This is a genomic window from Nostoc sp. (assembly GCF_036917135.1).
In the GTDB taxonomy this organism is placed as follows: Bacteria; Cyanobacteriota; Cyanobacteriia; order Cyanobacteriales; family Nostocaceae; genus Nostoc.
This window is the reverse complement of record NZ_JBALEA010000069.1, coordinates 169,113-190,081: the sequence shown is the minus strand read 5'-3', so window position 1 is coordinate 190,081 and position 20,969 is coordinate 169,113. Positions and strand designations below refer to the sequence as shown.

The window sequence follows — 20,969 nt, the reverse complement described above, 5'->3', positions numbered from 1 at the left end:
TAGTGTGCTAGACACTACAACAACTTGGAGATACCGTTTTATGACTACCCAAAATAAAATTCAACCTCGCCAACTTGGTTCTAAAGGTCTAACTGTTTTCCCCATAGCTCTCGGATGTATGGGGATGTCTGGTATATATGGTGCAGCAGACGAAAACGAAAGCATTGCAACTATCCAGGCAGCTCTGGATCACGGAATGACATTATTGGATACTGGCGATTTCTACGCCAGTGGGCACAATGAGATGTTAATTGGCCGCGCAATCAAGGATCGTCGAGACAAAGCACTGGTTTCTGTAAAATTCGGTGCTTTACGTACTCCCGATGGCGGATGGATTGGTATAGATGCGCGTCCCGCTTCGGTGAAAAATTTTGTCGCTTATAGTCTTAACCGATTGGGAGTAGACCACATTGACATCTACCGCCCAGCTCGATTAGACCCACAAGTTCCCATTGAAGACACCATCGGAGCGATCGCCGAGCTAGTCACGGCTGGCTACATCCGATACATCGGGCTATCGGAGGTGGGAGTGGACACTATTCGCCGCGCCCACGCCATCCACCCCATCAGTGACTTGCAAATCGAGTACTCCCTAATTAGCCGTAATCCTGAGAGCGAGATTTTTCCTGTACTGGAAGAACTTGGTATTGGCGTAACTGCCTATGGCGTGCTGTCACGAGGACTGCTGAGTGGCTCCACTCCAGGCACACAGGGAGACTTCCGTGCCTACTTACCCCGCTTCAGCAAAGAAAACCTTGCCCAGAACCAACGCCTAATCGAAGAGTTAAAGCAAATTGCCGCAGAAAAAGGAGTTCTGACTTCGCAGTTGGCTATTGCTTGGGTACTTGCAAAAGGCAGAAACATTGTGCCGGTCATCGGCGCACGCAAGCGCACCCAACTTTCCGAATCCTTGGCGGCTCTGGATGTGAACCTATCGCCGGAGGACTTAAACCGCATCGAAACAGCAATTCCCGCATCGGCGATCGCAGGCACTCGTTATGATGAACATCAAATGAAGATGCTCGACAGCGAACACTAATACTATCAACACGAGTTTGTAGTAAGCAATTTAGTGCTGAGAAAATAAGGACTTTAGTCCTTACTACGAGCCTTTGGTTATTTTTCAGCCAGAATCGCGTAAATTTCCCGTTTAACTTGCTCTAAAAGCTCACGCACCCGATTTATTCGCTCCATATTGCCACTACGAGCAACCTGCACCACCGCAGCAGCTAATTCTGTGGCGGCATTTCGCAACTCAATAAACTCTTGGGGTTTACCTTTCACGAAACTTTTAAAGGTATCCCAAGGAGAGTCTGAGGGTTCTTGTTGGGTACGTTCTGCTAATAATTGTCTACCCTCATCCGTAATCGTGTAAATCCGCTTGCCACCTTCTTGTGCGCTCTTGAGATAACCACCTTCCTCCAGCAATTGGAGTGTTGGATACACTGAGCCAGGACTGAGGCGGCGGAAACCACCATAGCGAGTTTCCATCTCTTTAATCAGGTCGTAACCATGACTAGGATGCTCTGATAACAATTCCAACAGGATGAACTTGATGTCACCCCGACGAGTCCGATATTCATCTCCCCAACCACGACCAAACATTTCATTGCCAAAGTGTTTCTCATCATGTCTGCCATGATGCTTGCCATGCCCAAACCAATGCCTGACAAGCAATGAATCATCTTCGCTAACTCCTGCCCATGCAGGTGCGCCAAAACGTGACCGAAAATGTCTAAACATAAGTAAATCTCAAATCAACTTTCTCTAATATACGATATATCGGAATATATCGCGATATATCGGGATAGAATTTTGATGAAGATTTTTGAAGTCAGCAACTCTGTTAACGCCAAGCTAGTCAAAGCGGCAACCTGAAGCAGAAACGCTGCAATTATCCCAGCCGAGAGTAACCATTGAGAAAATACTTGTATTAGAAATTTTAGTGTTTTAATTTCCATACCCATTCTTTGATTTTAAAGGTATGCATTATGACAAAATAAATACTTAGCCTAAAGACCCTTAGCATTTTTATAGCAACGGACAAGGAGGTTAGGACATTAACTGATGATATAAACCTATATATAAAAAGACTTTCAACCCAGTCCCCAGTCCCGAGTCCCGAGTCCCTAGTCCCTAGTCCCCTGCTATAAAATCAAGGATTAAACCATTATCAGAAAAAATTATCCTAAAAACAAATATTCAGTAAATTTACGTATGCAGATCCAGTCTTCTCAATGAATAGTAGAATTAGCCCATACAGGAGAATACTGTGACGCTTTTAAACGAAGCTCAAGTAGAGCAACTAAAGGAAATAACCACACACTTGCGACAAGTAAGACAAGAAAAATCTCTCCGCATAGAAGAAATAGCCTCTCAAACAATGATTCGAGCAGGTGTTTTACAAGCTTTAGAAGAAGAACGATTTGAAGAATTGCCTGAGCCTATTTTTCTTCAAGGATTCATTCGTCGGTATGGAGATGCATTAGGGCTAGATGGAAATGCTTTATCACACAGCCTCATAACCAATGTTATCTGCCAAGACTCCAAAAATGCTCGTAAAAATTCAGACAACAAAGGAAATACATATATACCTCTGGTTCTGACCTATATATTATTATTAGTCGGTGCATCTGCTGGTCTTCTTTATACACTTAATCCACAAGTTACAGCCGAATCGGTGACTTCAGAAGACAATAATCAACAGTCAATAGTCAGTAATCAGTGAACATTAATCAGGCTGACAAATGCAGATGGGCAGGGGGAGACAAGAGGACAAGGAGATTAACCCATGCCCCATGCCCCATGTCCATTTTCAAGATATTTGCGGTTTACGCAAATGCCAACTAGTAGATTGCTCATAAGCATAAGCTACCTGAAACAGTAAGTCTTCTCTCAACACATTACCAATTAGCTGTAATCCGATTGGTAGCCCCTGATCATCAAAACCACATGGCAAACTTAAACTAGGTAAACCAGCAAGATTCACAGGAATAGTCATCAAGTCAGTTAAATACATACTTAAGGGATCAGTAGTTTTTTCCCCTGCTTTGAATGCTGTAGTGGGAGATGTGGGACAAACTAACACATCAACCACGCCAAAAGCCTTTTCAAAGTCTTCTTTAATCAAGGTACGGACTTTTTGGGCTTTTAGGTAGTAAGCGTCATAATAGCCAGCAGAAAGGGCGTAAGTACCAATCATAATCCGGCGTTTGACTTCTGTACCAAAACCAGCTGCACGGGTACGAGTGTACATCGATAGCAGATTATCTGCATCAGGAGCGCGATACCCATATTTAACCCCATCGTAACGAGCTAGGTTTGCTGATGCTTCTGATGGAGCGATGATGTAATAAGTGGGTAAGCCGTAGCGAAAGCGGGGACAGGAAATTATATGAATTTCCGCTCCCAAACTTTGTAGTACATCTACTGCTTTGGTAACAGCTTGTTCCACTACAGAATCTAAACCTTCACCAAAAGTTTCTTTAATGATACCAATTCTTAGCTGGCCTCTGGGTTTGAAGTCTGGTTTTAAGCTGGCAGCATAGTTGGGAATGGCAACTTTTAGGCTGGTAGAGTCTTTAGGATCGTAACCTGCGATCGCACTTAATAATATTGCCGCATCTTCTACCGTGTTTGCAAATGGCCCAATTTGATCTAAAGACGAAGCGTAAGCCACCAAACCATAACGCGAAACCAAACCATAAGTTGGTTTCATTCCCACCACACCGCAGAAAGATGCTGGTTGGCGAATCGAACCGCCAGTATCAGAACCGAGAGCAACTACACATTCTTGGGACGATACCGCAGCAGCTGAACCTCCCGAAGAACCACCTGGAACTCGTGACAAATCCCAAGGATTAGCCGTAACTTGGTAGGCAGAGTTTTCTGTAGAACTACCCATTGCAAACTCATCCAAGTTGGTTTTGCCTACCATTACCGCCCCAGCATCTGCCAGTTTTTGCGTTGCCGTTGATTCATAAGGAGGCACGAAATTTTCCAAAATCCGGGAGGCGCAGGTGGTAGGAACTCCCTTGGTACACAAATTGTCCTTAATCCCCACAGGAATCCCTGCTAGCAGTCCAATTTCTTCTCCCGCAGCAATTTTGGCATCCACAGCAACCGCCTGCTCTAATGCCCGTTCTCTGGTAACACATAAAAAGCTGTGCAATTTCGGCTCTAACGCTTCAATGCGCTTTAAAGCTTCTTGGGTAATTTCAACGGCAGAACGTTCTTTTATAACCAGTTGTTGGTGCAACTCGCGGATGGATGCCATGATTGCTCTCTGTTGTGACTCAAGTCATTGATTTTAGTACATATTGGTCGAGATTGGGTATTGGGTATTGGGCACTTGTACTGAGTTTCGACACTTCGACTACGCTCAGTGCATCGCTACGCTCAACTACCGCGAAGTGGTTGGCGCAGCTTCTCCAAGAGTTGCATTGGGTATTGGGCATTGGGCATTCTCTCCCCCTGCCTCCCCTGCTCCCTCATCTCCCTACTCCCCACCCATCTGAAATATGTATTGAAATGTGTTTGATTAAGTTTTGAAAAACAGCAAATAGATGGCTATCAACCGTTTATTCAGTAGGTTAGCGAAATTTTGATATATTGGCTACTTTTGTGTAAGAGTATTGCAGTGTTTTCTAGTGATATAATTTTGTATTACAAGCTTTATAAATACTACAGATTTATATAATTTTATAATTTCGCAAATTTTTTTCAGGGGGTACGCTAGGATGATCAAAATAGCCACACGTAAATATTTAGGCAAACAAAATGTCTATGACATTGGGGTTGAACGTGACCATAATTTTGCGCTCAAAAACTGCTTAATAGCTTCCAATTGCTTCAATAAATCTCATTCGACAGCTTATGGTTATGTAACATATCAAACAGCATATTTAAAAGCTAATTACCCATTGGAATATATGGCGGCACTGTTAACGGCTAACAGTGGTGATACCGATAAAGTACAGAGATATATTACTAACTGTACAAATATGGCGATTTCCATAGATCCGCCAGATATTAATCGTTCTGGTGTTGATTTTACGCCAACGGCAGGAAAGATTCTGTTTGGATTTTCGGCGGTGCGTAACGTGGGACAAAATGCGATCGCTTGTATTTTAGAGGCGAGAGATGAGACAGGAGAGTTTAAATCCCTCGCTGATTTTTGCGATCGCGTGGATTTACGTGCCGTTAACCGCCGAACTCTGGAATCGCTGATTTACTGTGGAGCCTTTGACAAAATTGAAGCCAACCGTCAACAGTTAATTAACGACTCCGAATTAGTGTATGATTGGGCACAATCTCGGGCTAAAGATAGAGCCAGTGGTCAAGGTAATCTCTTGGATTTATTAGGCGACGGATTTTCTTCGACTCAAAATAAAAGAGCAAATAATGCCTTTGAAACTGCTCCCAAATCTAAACCTGTGACGGATTTACCCCCACAGAAAAAGTTACAGATGGAGAAAGAATTATTAGGCTTTTATGTCTCAGATCATCCCCTGAAATCCTTACAGCTAGCACCACTTTTGACACCGATTAACCTTTCTCAACTGGGAGAACAAAGGGAAGAAACAAGGCTTTGTGCAGTTGTCATGTTAAATAACGTGAAAAAAGTGGTTACTAAAAAAGGCGATCAGATGGCAATATTGCAAATCGAAGACCTAACTACACAATCAGAAGCTGTAGTTTTTCCTAAAACTTATGAACGCATTAGTTCACTACTCGTAGTTGATACCAGATTGATTATTTGGGGAAAAGTAGATCGACGCGACGAGCAAACTCAATTTATTCTTGAAGATGCAGAACCAGTGGAAACAGTACAAATGGTGATGGTGGAGTTGAATCCCCAGCAAGCAGGTAATATCGATTACCTACATCACTTGAAAACAATTTTGCAAGAACAGTCAGGAGACAAAGAAAAGGCAAAAATGCCGGTGATTGGAATTATCCAAACTGAGACTTCTCGTAAACTTGTTCGTTTGGGTTGGCAATTTTGCGTACAAGATTCTAGAATAACTGTTCAAGCTTTGCAAAATGCCAGTTTTCACGCTCATATAAAATCGCTGACTGGTAGTTGACAACAGAAATAAAAATCTACCAATACTGCAAAGCAGCTTAAAAATTAATTTTATTGAACTGTCAACAGTAAATTGCCTTAAGTATTCAGGATTTCAATCGTTTTTTTAGTTACTTATGCGGATGATAATTTCTTTGAGGGAGTGGTATCTTTTTATGCTAACACCCTTAAGGTTGCGAACGGGGGAAGGAGTTATAACTTGATGATCGTAAACGAGCTACATAGATTTGTTTCATACTGTAAAAAAATTCAACCCCAAACTCACGAGGACATTCAAAAATTTTTTGAAGGAGTGATATTGTTTCCTTATGACAAGGAACTTTTATTGCAAGCTTATTTATTTCTGAATATTAAAGAATTGTTTCCCTCATGCGCTGAATTGCTGTTATTTGAAAAATCTCCAATTTCAGATTATACAGATTTAGGAAAGTGTGATTTCGTCTTCCTGACCTTTAAAGGCAGTCTGTTTTTAATTGAAACTAAGTTTATTGATACAGAAGCAACAGGAGCTACAGAAAGAAAAAGAAGAAATAAACATAGAAACAAGGTATTTGAGCAAGTTATTACTTTGAAAGGTCGATTTAGTGAATATTGGAATATGAGGCTAGATCAATTAGAATGTGGGGTTTTCACAACAGATTCAGAAGTCGCTTGGCGAGGAAATGGTGTGAACGTCATATCTAAATCAATATCTATAGATCAACTCGAAAAATGGCGGAAAAATTATCACAGTAGTGAGAAATTTTTATCTCATCAAGATATGTCAAAGTTTGAGGGTAAGGTTAATTTGAAAGGTTGAGCTTTTACAGATAGTTAGGAGGTTCTAGAACGTTTTGCTACTGACAAGAGAACTTTTAAAACATCCTCCAAGGTGTTTATGGTGGTATAATATACATCAGCGATAAACAAGAATAGCTGATTAACCAAGGTTTTAGCCCACCCTAACCCTCCCTGATATATTGGGGAGGGAAGTAAATTTATCGTAAATTAAAGGGCTTAAGAACCTGCAATCTATATGTAGCACCCATTTCAGTCCTTCTCTACGAGAGGCTGCGCCAACGGCTACGCTCAGGAACCATCGGGCTTTAAATCCCCGTCTGAAATGTTTTGAATTTTGAATTTTGAATTGTTAATGTTTGCCCTTTCACCTCAATCAACAGCATTACTACTACGCTACCCAAACTCTCACCTTGCCAATTTCCATGTCTTGGGAAGTGCTTGTCTATTAGCTTTTTTACACCCAGAGGCTTTATTTGTGTTAGCAGTACAGGTATATCATCGACTCGTTCGTTTGTGATTATGGGTTCTGTCGTCATATCACCGAACTTATACCTACTTAGTCATTTTTATAAATATGCCTTTCGATATACTTATTTTTCTAACTCCGTAAAAAATGGGCAACGGGGAGTAATTAGACAGAGATTAAAGTTATCCTACCGAAGTACGCCAAAATTCAACCCAAGATGAACCGTACAAAAACAGGAGATAAAAAATGATTAATCTCAACGAAGTTGGTGCCTTTGTCTCTGCAATTACTGATTTGGGAGTAAATGTCAGGTTTGGGGTTTACCTACCCTCGATTAGCCTCGCCAATGGTTACGAGGTGCTGGTGCGGATAATACACAAAGACGATCGCTTTAATCCAGATATCCCACCTCTAGATTTTCCCCTACAACCTGTGTCGGGTTCTGATAACAATCGCTGGGAAGCCAATATTAACATTCCCGTTAAACCTGGAACTCATTTTGGACAACCCGGAACCTATCTATACCGATACCAGCTACTACAGAATAAAACCCTAATCACTTCCTGGTTTACCGATCCTTTTGCTAAAACAACAGATATCGGTGAACTGTCTGCTTTTGTAACTCCCGACTTTGTTCCTGACTTTGTTTGGACTGATGATAATTGGAAAACGCCAGAACTTGAAGATTTGGTTGTTTATGAGCTACATGTAGAAGAGTTTAACAGCACCTTTGACGGTGTAGTTGAGCGTCTACCTTACCTCAAGAGTCTTGGTGTCACTTGCTTGGAGTTAATGCCAGTAACCAGTTTAAAGTTAGACTTTGATTGGGGTTATGGGCCTCTACACTACTTTGCTCCTAATGAGCGGTGGGGTGGTATCCAGGGATTAAAGCGTTTAGTTAATGCTTGCCATAATGCTGGAGTGGCGGTAATTTTGGATGTTGTCTATCAACACGTTGATTATACCTTTCCCTATCATCTGATCTACAAGAATGCTGGGATTACCAGTCCCATGATTGGTAACAATGGACCATTCGGCCCGGAAATTGACTTCAATCAAGAGTTTGCCCGTGATTATATCCAGACTGCTAACTTTCATTGGCTGGATGAGTACCATGTAGATGGTTTCCGTTACGATGAAGTCACGGATCTCTACGACGGTGCTACGGGTATTAAGTACGCCAAGATAGCTTATGACAACTACACTAAATCACTCCAGATTCCCCGGTTTACCCCTTCTGGTGGTGTCAAAAATGGGGAATACAGTCGGATTATTCAAGTACCAGAAGCATTAAACCAACCCCAACTAATTCTCACAAACACTTACTCCAACGCTACTTGGCAAGATGGACTGCTAAATACAGCAGAAAATATGGCAAAGCGGAATTATGTGGATAGTAATTTCCTTGACCAACTTGATACACGCATCATTGGCTACCCGGTTACGAAAACAGTACAGGACATTATTCAGCAACCAGTGGAAATGCCTGTTGCACCATTCCAGTATCTTGAGAGTCACGATCATAGCCAGTTAATTTATTTTGTGGGGACTGAAGCTGGTACAACAGATCCAGAGAATATTCCCTTTGGAGATAGAAGCAAATATTATAAGCTACAACCATTTGCGATCGCTCTATACACCTGTCAAGGAATTCCCATGCTTTGGCAAGGACAGGAGTTTGCAGAAAACTACTTTCTGCCAAACAATGGCAATGGGCGCATCCGTTTGCGGCGTGATGTACATTGGGAGTACTTTTATGATGAATTCGGTGCTAGTCTCGTGCGTCTATACCGAACTTTAGGAAAGCTCAGGCACACTTACCCTGCTCTCCGTAGCCGCGATTCTTACAACTACAATGCCCAGTCTAATAATCAAGTCGTAGCTTACAGAAGAGAATCTACAGCAGCAGATCAAGTTGCGATCGTGTTTCTCAATTTTTCTGATCAAAAGCAATCAATCTCGGTTCCTTTTTCAAAAGCAGGTACTTATCAAGAAATGATTGACGATAGTCTACGTTCCGCTCCCTTGAAGATTTCTGTGAGTCGTGACGATGAATTAATCAAGGTTGATGTGCCATCTAACTACGGCTATATCTTTATGAAGAGTACTCCTTAAGACGCGGTAGTAATCCAAATAGAGTTAAAAGAGCGATCGCACTCACTGCTATTGGGGTAGTAATCTCGAAACCTGTGACATCATCATCACCTTGCTTAATTGCTTTGTCAAAGACAGCCTGGTTAATATCAAAGGTGTTTTGATTGGCTTTTTTGAACTGATCAATCGCCCAGTTTGACTGTCCTGGTTTGTCACCCAGGCAGAGAGCGATCGCTTCTTGCAGTTTACCGCTTTGGTTGAGTTGACGGATTTGTTGATCTATCGCAATATAGTTTTCCCAAGTGGAGAAACTTGCCAAAGCCGCTTCTTGTTCACCAGGAAAGAAATTACCGGGAATGTTCACCAGTTCGTCAGCTAAGAAGCCCGTAAAACCTTTAACATCCTTATCCTGTTTCACAGCTGCTGTGATGTTCTCCACAGTCAGTCCATCAGTCAGCTTGGCGAGTCGGCTGGCCTTTTCCATAAAAGCTAGTTCGTGCTTGGAAGCAAATGTGGGATCGAGTAGGTAGCGGCTTTGATCGGCATCGGCACTGTAAGCAATGGCGCGGGCTTGTCGTAGGGCGTGCATTGAATCAAAAGCTCTTTCTTTAGCCAGGGTAAGATTATTGGCAGATGAGAGAATAGCCTTTGTGGTGTATCCTAGAAAGATGAAGGCGATCGCAGTTGCAGCTAACAAGTAAGGATTAAGTGTCCGCCGCATCCTCCGACTCAGAAATACCTGAAACCCTACAAGCACAACAATTAATATCACACCAGAAATCACAATAAAAAATAGGGATCTGCCAGAGGCAAACTTTTCCTCGCTGTAGCTACGCTTCAGTTCGGCAAAATTCGCCTCATCTAACTCATCGGCTGCTGGTAACAGGGTTTTATCCATAATTTCGGCAGCTGCACGGTAAGCAACCAGCACTGAATTAGTATCACCGCTTTGATGGAAGTCCCGCGCCTGCTGAACTTTAGCAATATAATTACCTAGCCCCAGTTGCATACTCTCAATGGGTTTTCGTTCTTTATCCCCGTAGGTGATATTCTCAGCAGCAGCAACCAGCCTTTCAGCAGCTTTTTGGTATCGTTCTTCGTAACCCTTAACAGCATCTGTGTTCTGTCCTGCTGGTACTAACAATTCGTTAGCGACATTAGCATCCATACCTGCAAATGCGTCCTTCAGGCGTTGAGCCGTCACAATGCTGGGTGTTGAATCTTTACCAAGAGTTTTGATGGCTTGTCGCTGCCCTTGAACTCCACTAATTGTAGTAATTAGTAATAAAATAGTCGCTGACCAGGTTAAATATAAACCACCCTTAAGCAGTTGTGGGGTATTGAGTTTCCTAATTGCTTGACTTGAAATGCTGATGATTTTACTCATATTTTTCTACTTAATGATGATTATCGAATAGCTTAACCAAGTAATTACGAACTTGTACTGAGTTTCGACACTTCGGCTACGCTCAGTGCATCGCTACGCTCTACTACCGCGTAGCCGAAGTATTACGAATTACGAATTATCTTGACTGCGATTCGAGTCCAATGTCCTAGTGTGAATTCGTCTCCGTCTTGTAATGGAATATCCACCATTGGCTTCAATTCCACACCTTTAAATTGTGTACCGTTAGAAGAGCCAATATCGCGCAGAGTAAATGTCCCGTCGGTCTGCCGATTTAGCAAAGCATGGCGGTGAGAGACAGCATCATCAAAATCCAGGGCAATTTCTGGGTGAATTGCCCGTACTTGGCTATTTCGACCGATGAGATTATTTGGCTTTTCTAGGGGAAATGCGATCGCTCGTTGATTGATTGGCGGTTCTGGGCTTTCGGGAGAGCGTAGAGATGGGTCGATGGTGATAATCACCTCCCAAGCAACTATAGGGGATTGGGCATCCCTTCTCTGCGAGACGCTACGCGAACGGCTTCGCTCAGGGCAAGTGGGTGTTGGGGATTGCGAATCGGGAATTTCTGTTTTTTTATCTTGCGTATTCTGTTCTTCTGCTTCCTTGGTTTTGAGAATTGGCACTTCCCCACGTCCCCCACTGACAAAGTTGTAACCGCAAATTTCACAAAAGTCTCCACTGTCAGGTTCGCGGGGAGTGCTGCAATCTGGACAGTTTTCGGCAACTTTGGTTTGTGATACTGTTAAACGAATTACGTTTTCAGCTAACACTAATTCAGGTATACCCAGAATTTTTGCACCACACTCTGAACAAAAATCTGATTCGGTTGATTCGTGTCCTTTAGGACATTTAGATATAGACATAGGTTGACACACCGAAACTACTTATGATCCTTATTTGTCCTTTGTTTTAAGTTACTAAGCATCGACTAATGACCAATGACCAATGACTATTATTGAGATTTAGAAATCCGAGTGGTTTTAGTCGAACGAGTTTCCAAAGCCATCGCGTCTTCCTTGGCTACCTCTCGCTTCAGTTTCACCGTACCCGTTGGCGCATCTTGGACATCAACCACAGTTTTTAATAGTTTGGCTGTGGCTTCGTTCCCTGATTCATGGGCTAGTTGTACCGCCTTGCCTAATTTAGCAGTCGCAACCTCAATATCACCTCTAGAACGGGCTTCCAATCCTTCTTGAATTGACTCGGCAAGTTCTGCCTGTCCGGTATAATGGGCAACCCGCCGATTAATTTTGGTGGATTTAGCATCATCATCTGTCCAGGTTGCCAAAATACGCGCTTCGGCTACTTTGGTTTCTGTGCCATTGAGGGTGTACACTAAACTTGCCCGCCCAGCTAACATCTCATCCCCAACGTTGCCTGGGTTCACCTCAATGCAGAAGTGATAATCACGGGATTCTTTCTTACCCCAAGCACCTGTGGGGTAATCAACAACTTGAGGCTTGACAGATTTAGCACGGTGTGTTAAGTCAACAATATCGGGACTCACCTGCTTACAAAACAGCACTTTTGCCCCTTGGGGTGTCCACAGACGCAGGGATACATCACTGACATCCTTACTCATAGCTTTTTCGAGAATCGCCCGAAAGTCGGCTTCAATCATCTCAACATTGGGAATAATATCTGTCGTACCAAGGAGTTTAGTTGCAATCTCCCGCAGTTGGGCGACTCGCCAATCAGTACCGACACCCCGACAATCACATTGAAAAATTCCCTCACACATCTGTAAAACTTTTTTCAGTTGTTGCTCATCGGAATCATCGTTTTGTCCATCTGTGAGTAGTAAAGCCTGACGAACTGCATCGGGTATCTTGGTGAACTGTTTCAGCGCCTCAGCTAACCAAGTAGACATGAGGGTGCCACCATTAGCCATGATATTTTTGATTGCTGCGATCGCTTGCTGCTTTTTATCAAATGTAGCTTTAGATACAGGAAAAACCACACTAGCTTTACCGGCACCAGTGACAATAAAGAAATGGGCATCCTCTGGTAGCAAATTTACAACTTTAACCATTGCCTCCTTCGCGGCATGAATTTTGTTACCTCCCATTGAGCCAGAGATATCGCAGATAATGCCAAAAAGTCTGCCAGTGCTGGCAGCAACTGCAACGCCTTCACCCTCTTCAACGGTGACAGTCATGATGGCATGGACTTCTTTTGCACCTTCGGATAAGTATTGGTTTTGAAAGACTTCGGCTGTAAATTTGTTAGACATAAATAATGGGGATTGGGGAATGTTTTCAAACTTTTCGTTTAGCTTTCTAGATTTTTCGATCCCCCTAAATCCCCCTTTTTAAGGGTGACTTTAAAAATTTCTTCGCCCCCCTTTTTAAGGGTGACTTTAAGAATTTCTTCGCCCCCCTTTTTAAGGGGGGTTGGGGGGATCTAAGACTTTGAATTTGCGGGAGTATAGGTATAAAAATTATTCTATTAAACGCAGAACAGCAACGGTGATGTTGTCATGTCCACCACGGTTTAGGGCAAACTCTACAAGTGTGCGAGATATCGTGACTGCATCTGTACTGAGCGATCGCTCTACCAAGTTACCCAAATCGGCTGCTTCGGAAAGATAGTTCCACAAACCATCAGTACACAAAATCAGGTTTCCTGAACCGGGAATTGTGAAGTTGACAATTGAGGGTTCTGCATTTTCAACTGCATCGGCTCCCAGCCAGCGCGTAATTGCATGAGCATTGGGAGATTGTATCGCTTCTGCTAGTGTCATTTCTCCTGCTGCTACTACTTCCGTGAGCCAGGAATTATCCTGAGTCAATTGTTGGCAACTGTGAGCAGAAATCCAATAAGCGCGACTGTCACCTAGCCAGCCAATAGTAGCAGTGCCGTTTTGCACAATGGCAGCGACAATAGTGGTGGATGGTGGGTCACTATTGAGATTTTTAGTATAAGTTAGATCGCTTACAGATGTTGAAGCAATGGCAAAGGCAGATTTAATTGCTGCATTGAGGTTTTTTTCTTGATGGGCATTTGTTAAAGCCAAACACACACTTTGAGCGGCGGTTTGGGCTGCTAAATCAGCTTGTGCAGAACTAGAAACGCCATCACAAACTACCAGGATATTTGTTTGCGAGTTAGTTATGTGTTGTAAGGCGAGGAAGTCTTCATTGGAGTGGTGTTTGAGTCCGCGATCGCTAACTCCGGCTAATTCCGAATTTACGATCGCTTCTAGGCGATTCCGTTCTCGTGACTCTTGGCGAAATCCACAATTAGAACAGTATCCTTCAGCATCAATTGCTTCAATTCCTGCACCGCATTTTTCACAGCCGTTAGTTGAGGTTGGCGGTTTACTTGCAGTCAAGGGTATGCCGCATTCTTCACAAAATTTGTCACTAGCCAATATGGATGCACCGCAATTCATACATTGCATAATTGTCATTGGTCATTGGGCACTTGTACTGAGCGACTTGCCTTGAGCGAAGTCGAAAGGAGTCGAAGTATTGGTCATTGGGCATTTTATATAGCGGTTCTCACTTGGATGCAATACAGTTTGACCTCTCTCCAAACCTCTCTCCTTTTAGGAGAGAGGCTTTGAATCTTACTCCCCTTCCCTCCTAGGGAAGGGGCTGGGGGTTAGGTCTGTATTACGGTCAACAGAGAAGCGCTATAGTTACTAATCGCCAATCCTCAAAAAATTGTCCTCGGTCGGACTCGATTGGCTTCATCAACTAAACGAATTTTTTCGTTTCCAGTTGCTAGATGGGCGATATTCCGCAAGGCTTTTTCCAATCCCTTTCTCAGATGCACTTCTTGTAACGGCTGTCCTAAAATCATGAAATCAGCAGCAGCTTGTAGTTGTCGTGAGGTGAGTAAATTTAACGCAGTTTCTAATATTTGTTTCGTCAGGTGATAGAGATCGCTACCTTCTAAAGTCAGTGCTTCAATGGCTGCGGAAGCGGCTTGCAGTTCTTGAGTACCGGGTGCAGAGCGATCGCCATTAATCAAGGTACGGGCAATTTCTACGCGCGATCGCGTATGTAAGTTAGAGGTTTGGGGTACACGTTCTAATGCTGCTACCGCAACTATGCGATTATCTTGGGCACTCAGACAACGAGCCAATCCAAAGGCTGCTGATACATAACTAGGGTCAGTACGCAATACTAAATCATACATCTTAATCGCTAGTGGATAATTTTGCCCTTGTTCTGCTGCTAACCCTAACGCCAGCTTGGGCGCTAATTCTCCTGGTAAGTCAAAATAAACTTGGTCAAAGGCTTTTTGTGCCTCTATGGGTTTATTCTGCGCCATCAATGACCGACCCCGATACCAAAAAATTCGCCAGTCCCAAGGGTCTTTGGCTTCAATTTTGGCGATAGTTTGTTCTACTTCTTCGTAATCACCTATCTCAATTAAGGTATTTGCCAACCGCAACAATGCTTCACTAGAATTGGGCAATTGGTTGACGACAGCTTTTAAACTATCCCTTCGTTTGAGTGGATCAGCGATCGCACTGGCGTTCATCACTATATTACAGCCAGAATCGCTAGAATCTAAGATTGGTATAGGTAATTGCTCATACTCAGCCTTAATTGGTTCAAAGCTACCACTGTGGTTAATCGCCAACATATCACCGCCAAACAAATTACTGGTGGCTGGACGAGGAACATTACTAGAAATAGCGACGTTCTCCCGCAGTACACCCAATAATTGATCTGCCATTTCATCAGCCGACTGAAAACGGTCATCGGGATTTTCGGCGGTAGATTTAATCAGAAATCGATACAGTGATTCTTGTTGGGCAAATAGCGATTCTTCTTCGGGACTAGGTAGCGTATAAAGGTGTTCTTTGCTAAAACCTTTAATATCTGTCAGCAGTACCGCCAAAGTTCTACCAATGGTAAACAAATCTGAAACTACCGTGGGTCCCTCACCTGCTTCGGGGGAACTGTAGCCCACAGTACCGTAGATATCACCATCCAAGTCATCAATGCGACGGACACCGCCTAAGTCAATTAACTTGACATCGCCGCTTTCGACCATAATGTTATCTGGTTTGAAGTCGCAGTATACCAACCCCAAGGAATGTAAATAAGCAAATGCACTGAGAATGCGGTGAATATAGGCGATCGCTTCTGCCACTGGTAGTTTACCGCGACTTTTACGAATTTCTTTCAGGGTTTGACCGCCGACATATTCCATAACAATAAAACCCTCAGTCTCGTGGTTGACAAAGTTGTAAATCCCCACGATATTAGAGTGTTTCACTGTTGCTAAGAATTGTCTTTCTGCCACAGCGACGGCTGCACTTGATGCGTCTTCGGCGTTGAGCAATCCCTTTAACACTACGTAGCGGGATAGAATTTTATCAAAACCTAAGTAAATCCAACCTAAACCACCATAAGCGATCGCTCCTTTGACTTCGTATTGCTTGACAACTAAATCACCAGGATTAAGACTCGGAATAAACGAATACTTCTGACCGCATTTGCTACAAAATCCCTTTTCTCGCCGCAAAGGTTGATTGCAACTACTACAAAAGCGTTTATTCTCTGGCACCATTGGGTTAGGAATAATCGCTTTTTCTGGTTCCGTTGAAGGCAATTCGGGGACAGAAATTAATCCTGCTCCCAGTTGTCTGCGGCTACTACGAGCCGAGGTGCTAATGGTACGCCGGGAACCCTTGGAACGATTAGTTAAGGGAGAAGAACCAGTACCCGTGGTAATTGGTGAAGTTCTGAGGGTATTTGCCTCACTTTGCTTCTGGCTGATATCTGGAGATTTTACTGCTGCTAACCCACAAACATCACAGTACCCATCTTCGATAGTGCCAGTACATCCATTCCGTGTGCAGCTAAGACTGTTCATGAAAGTCTCCTAACTCAACCCCTGCGGGGAATTCAAAATTATTGTTCCCATACTTTGACAAACTCAGCAACCATAAATAAACGTGAGTTCGATGAACCTCTCCCTCCCAGCCTCCCTCTCCGAAACGGAAAGGGAGGAGCAACAAAAAATTCAGTTCTTGCTCCCCTCTCCGCGTCGGAGAGGGGCTGGGGGAGAGGTCAAATAAGACTTGTGGAACTCACGTTAAATAAATTTAGGGACTTATTGATGATTTTTTTCGGTCAAGAGTCCAAACTCCAGAGTGATTTTTCCTCTATTGTTCCCCTAATATTGGCTATTTAAACGTTTTTCATATTGGGAAACTAATTCAGATGCTTTATCTAAGGGAGTTGGGCGCATATAAAGGAGCTGCTTTGCTGTTTGTGCCAAGTCAACCAAAGTTGCATCTTCAACGAATCCCCGTGCGAGTGCTTTGGCTTTGAGGGCATCTAGTCGTCCGCGTAACTCCCGACGAGTTTGTAACAAATTGCAATGATTTGTGTATACTTGTTGCTCTACTGCGATATATTCTCTAGCAATGCTGATCCAATTATCTAAACCAACCATAACTGGATTAACTAAACCCTCCTCTAGTTTGTTTTCTAAGCGTGTGAGCCATTGACTGAGTGCATCCATCTGCTCTTGAGCTAATGGAGTGTACTGGGTTAAATACAAAACCTTTTCTTGGCTTTCCGCAAAAGCGGCGACAGATTCTGAGTGAAGTTTAATTAATTGTTTTAATAAATTGTGAGCGATCGCTAGTTTTTCTTGTAACTGAGTTTGTTGTTTCTGAGCTTGCTTTAATACTAATTCTACTTGTGCTAGCAGTGGCTTAATTTGCCGATCTATATCTGCACTCACTCCTAAAGGGTCTTGCTGAATTTTATCTCGCATCAAAGCGATCGCTTCAGTAGCTTGAATCAGCTCACCACAAGAGCCTTGATTGAGTGATTCAGCTAAGTTTTGCCATGAGATAATTTGCAATTCTGCATCTTTGAGTATCACTTCTAGATTAGCCCAAGCTGCATCAACAGCCAGCACTGCATCTCTGGCAACAGAAAAAGCCTGAGTCATTACTTGTAATAATTGTGTAGGTGCGATCGCCTTTGGTTGTTGATTAGCACTCAATAATTCTCTCTCGGCTAATGGCGTTTGCACAACAGACAGATGAATCGAAGCACCTGTTAATAATTGTTTAATTTCGTTGATTTTTTGCTCGGTTGGTAAAAACCTTGGCAGCTGCTGCCGCAATCTACTGGCTTGATCAACTATTTGCACCAATAGGTCAAAATATTGAAATAAATCGTTCATTGCCTCCAATGCTGGAGTCACTTTTAAGGCAGTAATCCCTGTCAAATGAACTTTAGGAAAACCAGAACTCCCACAAAGGCGCTGATATGTTGGTAATTCTTGTAGATCAAACAGATTTTGGCTAACTACTTGAATTTTATTTTTCCAGTCAATTAAGAGTTGATCAATTTCGGTAGTCATGAAGATTACAAAGAAAGACAAGAGGTAGAAGGTTCACTTCAGAATGGGATTCAGACCTCTTTGCCTTCTGCCTTTCTTGATAATATAACTCCCGGTTCCCCCATTTTTACGTGACTTAAGGGATTTCCAAGAAATAAATTATCCATTTTGTGGGGTGGGCAACATGAGCGCTCTAAATCTGGGACGTGGGGGGACACCCATCCCACAAAAAATATTAGATCCATTAGAGATGCTAATAAGTAGCTAGGCGTAAATAAGGGACTTCCAGATAAATAAATATCCCATCGCTTTTAAGGCAGGGGAGCAGGGGGCAGGGGGCAGGGAGCAGGGGGAGAAAAAGCCGTTTTGAAGGAGTGAAATTGGATAATTTATTTCTTGGAGTTCCCTAAATTGAAGTTTGTAGTAAGGACTTTAGTCCTGATAATTGTTGTTTTGAGCGATGAATCGCTCACTACGAGCGAGGATTTTATTTTATGTTTAATTATGCCTACCTACTTAGCAACAGAAATATTGTCAGGAGAAAAAGCCGATGACCGGTATTAAAAAAGTAAACTTAATTTTAATCGGAAGCCAACCCATAGAAGGAGTTGGCAAAGTTAACAGCATTTTTTTGTGATAATTTCTTCAAAACTGCGTCTTTGATGTAATCAAAAATATGCAGTTATTTTATCGAAAAATTGTGTTCATCCCCGTCTGAAGGGTACTTCTGAGTAACAAAAAACTCATCAGTATCAGATGGGTACTTTTTTGTGACGATCGAGCTATCTTCTTGATCGGATGGGTACTTCAAAGTTTGAACCTGTTGATCATCGTTTTTTTTGATTACACCACAGGTTCCACCGATAATTGCTTCTGATTCTTGATTGGATAAGTCTTCCAAGCTTTGCGCTTCTAAAAATCGAGCAAAAAACGGTATCGCTTGTGAATTCAAATCTTTTGGTTTATTGTCAGACACAATCTTCCTCCTATGAAAAGTGAATTTAAATTTATACTGTAGTTGATGATATTACATAGTACTTCCCAGCACAAGTATTAATTGATTGTTAACCAAATATTTACTTTTGGGCAATTTTACTTGTATAAAGTTGAAAATATAATAATTTTTCTCAAGCAGTTAATGAGCAATTATTACTGAGTACTATTTGCACTAAAAGAGAACTTTTCCTGATTTTTGTAATAATTGCAAATAAGAAAACAGTACATCAAATCGCATATAGATTGAACGTAAGTAGGTGGGCGCTAAAAAACACAACTAGATTAATAAATGTAAATCGCTTAAAAGCTTACATTCAAAGCGTTTCTGGTGCTTTACATAAGTTTACGTAGTTCGGTTTAATTGTGCCTACCTACTTACTGTCTTCTGCTAATTTGGTTAAATTTAGCGATCGCACTAATCTTGGGCATTGGGTAGGCGGGAAATAATAACTCCTAACTCCTAACTCCCCCTCATTAAGATTCTGGAACGATCGCAACACCATCCCTAATATTGAGTAACCCTGAAATAATAACTTTATCTTCTGGCTGTAACCCATCAATAACTTGGTAATTATTATCTTTGATTTCGCCTAACTTGACTCGCCTTTGCCGAGCTATTTGTTGGGATATACCTTGGGGAGATTTTTCGGTTTCAACTACATAAACAAAAGTGTCTCCAGCTATACGAGTCATTGCTGTTGTAGGGATTAAAACTCCGGGGCGCTGATTCCAGAACACTCTCGCCCTTACCAATTGATCTGCACGTAACTGACCGTTATGGTTGTCAAAAAGTGCTTTAACCAGTATGGTTTGTGTCTCATTACTGGCATTAGGTGCAATAAAAAATATCCTACTTCTACCAAGCTTTTGACCTTGCGTGTTCATTACCTCCACTGGCATTCCCTTACGCAATTGAGTACCTTGCTGTAGTGGCACAGAAATATTAACTTCTAAAGGTTGATTTTGGGTGATATTAACTAATGGTGTGGAAGTATTAACTAAATCACCGACTTTCACAGCGATGTTACTAACTGTGCCACTAAAGGGAGCGGTAATTTTGTCGGACTGGGGCTGTTGTATTTGAGTATTTACATTAGCTTGCTGCAAGGATTTTTCAGCCTGCAAAATGGTGGCTCGTTGTGCTTGAATCCTGGAATCAATTGCATCAAGACTAGTCTTAGCAGTGGCGAGGCGATCAGCAATCTGATTGCTAGTCTGTCGAGATACGGCTCCTTGTTGAGCTAGGCTGACAAACTTTTCGTAGTTCTGCTGGTATAATTGCACATTTGCAACGTAGGATGGTCGTTCTGCTTCTAGAGATTTGAGTGTAGCGCGGGCATTTGCCAGTTGCATTAAAAATGCTTGAGGCACAGTATTGTTAAGAGCGATCGCAGCTTGTGGGGTACGATCTACTTGGAGAATTGCCGCTCCTGCCGGGACTGAATCTCCCGATTTTACAAGTATCTGGGTAACTTGGCCCTGAATCCTTGGCTGGAGTATGACTGAGCGCTCGGATTTTAGGCTAGCAATAAAATCTGAACTTTCCTCAATTATGCCACTTTGGACAGTGGATATTTTGACTCTTACCCCTTGAGGTTGAGCGATCGCAGGTGAAGGTACTGAATTTTGCGGAGTGAGCAAACGCCAAACTAGAGCTGTTCCGCCTCCTAACAATAGAAGTGCAGGTAAAAATAACCAAAGCCACCGCCGTTTTCCAGAAGGTGGCTCAAATGAGGTTTCTGGAGCTTTTTCTCCAAAATCAGTTTGAGGCTCAGGGGATGTCATGGCTTTTGAGGAACTTAAGGAACAAA

At 42.6% G+C, this 20,969-nt stretch carries 15 protein-coding genes and 1 pseudogene; 5 read left to right on the top strand and 11 right to left on the bottom strand.

The window, feature by feature from the left end; all coding sequences use genetic code 11:
- Nucleotides 1-40: 40 nt before the first annotated feature.
- Nucleotides 41-1,039 carry an aldo/keto reductase gene (locus V7K50_RS21210; RefSeq protein WP_334963410.1) on the top strand — a complete coding sequence of 333 codons (999 nt, stop codon included), beginning with the start codon at nucleotides 41-43 and terminating at the stop codon, nucleotides 1,037-1,039.
- A 77-nt stretch (nucleotides 1,040-1,116) separates the two neighbouring features.
- Here V7K50_RS21210 and V7K50_RS21205 read toward each other — a convergent pair whose 3' ends face one another.
- Entirely contained in the window at nucleotides 1,117-1,743 is a 627-nt protein-coding gene (locus V7K50_RS21205; RefSeq protein WP_334963408.1) for a PadR family transcriptional regulator, read from the bottom strand.
- A 529-nt stretch (nucleotides 1,744-2,272) separates the two neighbouring features.
- Between V7K50_RS21205 and V7K50_RS21200 the strand changes: the two genes are divergently transcribed.
- On the top strand, nucleotides 2,273-2,728 hold the full coding sequence (locus V7K50_RS21200) for a helix-turn-helix domain-containing protein (RefSeq protein ID WP_334963406.1): 456 nt from the start codon (nucleotides 2,273-2,275) through the stop codon (nucleotides 2,726-2,728).
- 87 nt (nucleotides 2,729-2,815) lie between these two features.
- On the opposite strand, the gene gatA is transcribed toward V7K50_RS21200, so the two are convergent.
- Nucleotides 2,816-4,276 (bottom strand): Asp-tRNA(Asn)/Glu-tRNA(Gln) amidotransferase subunit GatA, encoded by a 1,461-nt coding sequence (gene gatA, locus V7K50_RS21195; RefSeq protein WP_334963404.1) that lies wholly within the window; start codon nucleotides 4,274-4,276, stop codon nucleotides 2,816-2,818.
- 463 nt (nucleotides 4,277-4,739) lie between these two features.
- On the opposite strand from gatA, the gene V7K50_RS21190 reads away from it, so the two are divergent.
- The gene (locus V7K50_RS21190; RefSeq protein ID WP_334963402.1) at nucleotides 4,740-6,089 is read left to right on the top strand and encodes a helix-hairpin-helix domain-containing protein; all 1,350 of its coding nucleotides are present in this window, start codon (nucleotides 4,740-4,742) and stop codon (nucleotides 6,087-6,089) included.
- A gap of 201 nt (nucleotides 6,090-6,290) precedes the next feature.
- Complete coding sequence (locus V7K50_RS21185) at nucleotides 6,291-6,887, top strand: hypothetical protein (RefSeq protein ID WP_334963401.1); 597 nt, start codon at nucleotides 6,291-6,293, stop codon at nucleotides 6,885-6,887.
- A gap of 337 nt (nucleotides 6,888-7,224) precedes the next feature.
- On the opposite strand, the pseudogene V7K50_RS21180 reads toward V7K50_RS21185, so the two are convergent.
- Nucleotides 7,225-7,404 (bottom strand): annotated as a pseudogene (locus V7K50_RS21180) (IS1634 family transposase); the annotation flags it as partial.
- Nucleotides 7,405-7,580: 176 nt separating this feature from the next.
- Here V7K50_RS21180 and V7K50_RS21175 point away from each other — a divergent pair.
- Nucleotides 7,581-9,449 (top strand): alpha-amylase family glycosyl hydrolase, encoded by a 1,869-nt coding sequence (locus V7K50_RS21175; RefSeq protein WP_334963397.1) that lies wholly within the window; start codon nucleotides 7,581-7,583, stop codon nucleotides 9,447-9,449.
- Here V7K50_RS21175 and V7K50_RS21170 read toward each other — a convergent pair.
- The 8 genes from V7K50_RS21170 to V7K50_RS21135 form a co-directional block, all read right to left on the bottom strand.
- A complete protein-coding gene (locus tag V7K50_RS21170) occupies nucleotides 9,430-10,815 on the bottom strand; it encodes a hypothetical protein (protein ID WP_334963395.1) in 1,386 nt (461 codons plus the stop codon). The genes V7K50_RS21175 and V7K50_RS21170 overlap by 20 nt on opposite strands.
- 122 nt (nucleotides 10,816-10,937) lie before the next feature.
- The gene (locus V7K50_RS21165; RefSeq protein ID WP_334963393.1) at nucleotides 10,938-11,699 is read right to left on the bottom strand and encodes an FHA domain-containing protein; all 762 of its coding nucleotides are present in this window, start codon (nucleotides 11,697-11,699) and stop codon (nucleotides 10,938-10,940) included.
- An 89-nt stretch (nucleotides 11,700-11,788) separates the two neighbouring features.
- Entirely contained in the window at nucleotides 11,789-13,069 is a 1,281-nt protein-coding gene (locus tag V7K50_RS21160; RefSeq protein ID WP_334963391.1) for a vWA domain-containing protein, read from the bottom strand.
- A 207-nt stretch (nucleotides 13,070-13,276) separates the two neighbouring features.
- Nucleotides 13,277-14,248, bottom strand: a complete 972-nt coding sequence (locus V7K50_RS21155) for a PP2C family serine/threonine-protein phosphatase (protein ID WP_334963389.1) — start codon at nucleotides 14,246-14,248, stop codon at nucleotides 13,277-13,279.
- Between the two features lie 248 nt (nucleotides 14,249-14,496).
- On the bottom strand, nucleotides 14,497-16,674 hold the full coding sequence (locus tag V7K50_RS21150; protein WP_334963387.1) for a serine/threonine-protein kinase: 2,178 nt from the start codon (nucleotides 16,672-16,674) through the stop codon (nucleotides 14,497-14,499).
- A 303-nt stretch (nucleotides 16,675-16,977) separates the two neighbouring features.
- Entirely contained in the window at nucleotides 16,978-18,183 is a 1,206-nt protein-coding gene (locus tag V7K50_RS21145; protein ID WP_334963385.1) for a hypothetical protein, read from the bottom strand.
- 661 nt (nucleotides 18,184-18,844) lie between these two features.
- Nucleotides 18,845-19,138: a microviridin/marinostatin family tricyclic proteinase inhibitor gene (locus V7K50_RS21140; protein ID WP_334963383.1), complete on the bottom strand. Its 294-nt coding sequence runs from the start codon at nucleotides 19,136-19,138 to the stop codon at nucleotides 18,845-18,847.
- A gap of 494 nt (nucleotides 19,139-19,632) precedes the next feature.
- Nucleotides 19,633-20,943 carry an efflux RND transporter periplasmic adaptor subunit gene (locus V7K50_RS21135; RefSeq protein WP_334963381.1) on the bottom strand — a complete coding sequence of 437 codons (1,311 nt, stop codon included), beginning with the start codon at nucleotides 20,941-20,943 and terminating at the stop codon, nucleotides 19,633-19,635.
- Nucleotides 20,944-20,969: the final 26 nt, after the last annotated feature.